Annotated in this window: 2 protein-coding genes and 1 pseudogene; all 3 read right to left on the bottom strand. The window is 67.8% G+C overall.

Going from position 1 to position 2159, the window contains the following annotated elements; genetic code table 11:
- Window positions 1-28: 28 nt before the first annotated feature.
- Window positions 29-613 (bottom strand): TetR/AcrR family transcriptional regulator, encoded by a 585-nt coding sequence (locus tag D7X74_RS41460; RefSeq protein ID WP_120538414.1) that lies wholly within the window; start codon window positions 611-613, stop codon window positions 29-31.
- Between the two features lie 63 nt (window positions 614-676).
- Window positions 677-1870, bottom strand: a complete 1194-nt coding sequence (locus D7X74_RS41455) for a toxin-antitoxin system YwqK family antitoxin (RefSeq protein ID WP_120538413.1) — start codon at window positions 1868-1870, stop codon at window positions 677-679.
- 40 nt (window positions 1871-1910) lie between these two features.
- Window positions 1911-2159 (bottom strand): annotated as a pseudogene (locus tag D7X74_RS43435) (hypothetical protein); the annotation flags it as partial.

Raw genomic sequence — 2159 nt, 5'->3', positions numbered from 1 at the left:
GCCGGGGAGGGGAGGGCGGCCACGGCGCTCATGCGTCCTCCTTCGCCACCAGCTGCGCCCCCCACTTCTTGGCGGCCTCCAGGAAGTCATCCGACAGCTTCGTGCCCCGGATGGCGCGCGACAGCGACAGGGCGCCGTACATGAGCGCGACGGCCGCCAGGGCCTTCTCCCGGTGGCGCGCGTTCGGGCCCAGCAGGTCCGCGTACGACTGGACGAACTGCTGCAGCTCCGACTCCAGCGCGCCCCGGTAGGGCTCCCCGGAGCGCGCCACGTCGGCGGTGATGCTGGGCAGGGGACAGGTGGGCGTGACGGCGTCGCGGTGCTTGCGCGACAGGTAGCGCTCCAGCACCTTCAGCGCGGGCGCGTCCGGCGCGTCCTCCTTCGCCTTGTGCAAGAGCTTGTTCCACACCGTGCGGGCGGTGCCCCGGAGGGTCTCCGTGAACAGATGCTCCTTCGACTCGAAGTGCCCGTAGAAGCCCCCCACCGTGAGCCCCGCCCCCTTCATCACGTCCATGATGGAGCTGGCCTGGATGCCCCGCTCCAACAACAACGTGGCGGCGGACGCGAGGATGGCGTCGTGCGACTTCTGCTTCTGTTCCGTCTTCTGGGTCATGATGGATGATAGTCGTAATATTTCGACCATCATCCGTCAAGGAGACGTGGGGAGCGGGCAGGCTCAGGGCTTCTTCTTGCGCGAGCCGTCCTCGTAGAAGGTGTCGTCCTCCACGAGTCCGCCGTCCGGGTTCCAGCGCTTGCGCGCGGTGACGCGGTCTTTCGTCCACTGCGAGTCCTCCACGAGGACGCCGTTCTCGGCCCAGATCTGGCGCTGGCCTTCGGATCGGCCCTGGACGTAGTGCTCGCGCGACTGCACGCCCCCGTCCGGGAAGAAGGACTCCGTCACGCCGTCGGGCTCGAAGCGGTACTTGCCTTCATCCAGGGCCAGGGCCTGCCGCTGGCGCAGCGAGCCGTCGTCCTCGAACTGGGATTCCACCGCGCGCTCGCCGGTGACGACGAACTCACTCTTGCGCTCGCCGTTCTGGAAGTACTCCACGCGCTTGAGCTTCGTGCGGCCCTTCCAGGTGGTGACGAGCTTCTTCGCGCCGTCCTTGAAGTACTCCGTCTCATCGCCCTCCATCTGCCCCTTCGCGTACGTCGTGGCGCGGCGGGGAACGCCTCCCACGTACTCGGTGCTCACGCCGTCGCGCAGGCCGGCGACGAAGGCGGAGGTGCCGGTGCGCTGTCCCTGGGCGTCGAACGTCTCCGTCACGCCCTCGCGCAGCCCGTTCTTCAGGGGGATGACGGATCGCTTCTGGCCGTTCGCATGGAAGAACACCAGTGGCGAGGCGCCCTTCCAGACGCAGTCCTTGATGCCCGCCTCGCGCGAGGACTGGAGGCCGCACCCGGCCTCCTTCAGCCGCCCGGTCTCGTCGTAGTCCGCGTAGGTGCTCTTCGCGTCGTCCGGCTGCCGGTCGTAGCGATGGGCCACCTTGCCGTTGGGGTGGTAGCGCTGGCCTTCGCCGCGCTCGTGGTCGTCGGCGTAGGTCGAGGTCTCCACCAGCCGGCCGTCCTCGTAGCGCTTGAAGCCGCCGTGTCGCTTGTCGGCCTTGTACTCCTGCTCCACGGCCCGGCCGTCGGACCAGCGGCGCACCTCCCAGCCGTCCTTCTTGCCGTCGCGGTACGAGACGGTGTGCGTCTCCTTCTTCGTGTCCCGGTCCACGCAGCGCACGGTGCCGGTGAGCTTCGCGGTCGAGTTGCCGTTGTCCAGGTTGATGGATTCGCCCTTGAACTGGCAGTCCTCCACGGCCCACGAGGGAAGGGCGGACAGGGAGGCGGAGAGCACGACGAGGCGGATGACAGGAGGCGCGCGCATGGAGTTTCCACGAAGGCAGACAGGAGGTTTCGCGCCCACCCTAAGTAGGTCGCCAGAAGTTCTCTAACAAATCGCGTAGCCAGAAGCCCTCGGCGAGGCAGCCCGCCTTGCGGAGGGCGTCCTGGGCAGAAAGGCCCAGCACCCAGCGGATGGCGGCGCCGACGTGCTGCTCGACCGTGGGGTACTGACGGTTGGCGGAAACGCGTTGCTTCAGGGGGCGCCACAGATGATCCATGCAGTTGAGTTCTGAGCGCTGCTTGGGCAACAGCAGCAGGTGGATTCCGAGGCG

Origin of the sequence: Corallococcus sp. CA047B (assembly GCF_003612065.1) — a bacterium.
Taxonomy (GTDB): domain Bacteria; phylum Myxococcota; class Myxococcia; order Myxococcales; family Myxococcaceae; genus Corallococcus; species Corallococcus praedator.
This window is presented reverse-complemented; position numbering and strand designations above follow the sequence as displayed.

Coding starts and splice junctions, on each gene's coding strand:
- D7X74_RS41455 (WP_120538413.1), bottom strand. CDS start 1,870: ATGCGCGCGCCTCCTGTCATCCGCCTCGTCGTGCTCTCCGCCTCCCTG.
- D7X74_RS41460 (WP_120538414.1), bottom strand. CDS start 613: ATGACCCAGAAGACGGAACAGAAGCAGAAGTCGCACGACGCCATCCTC.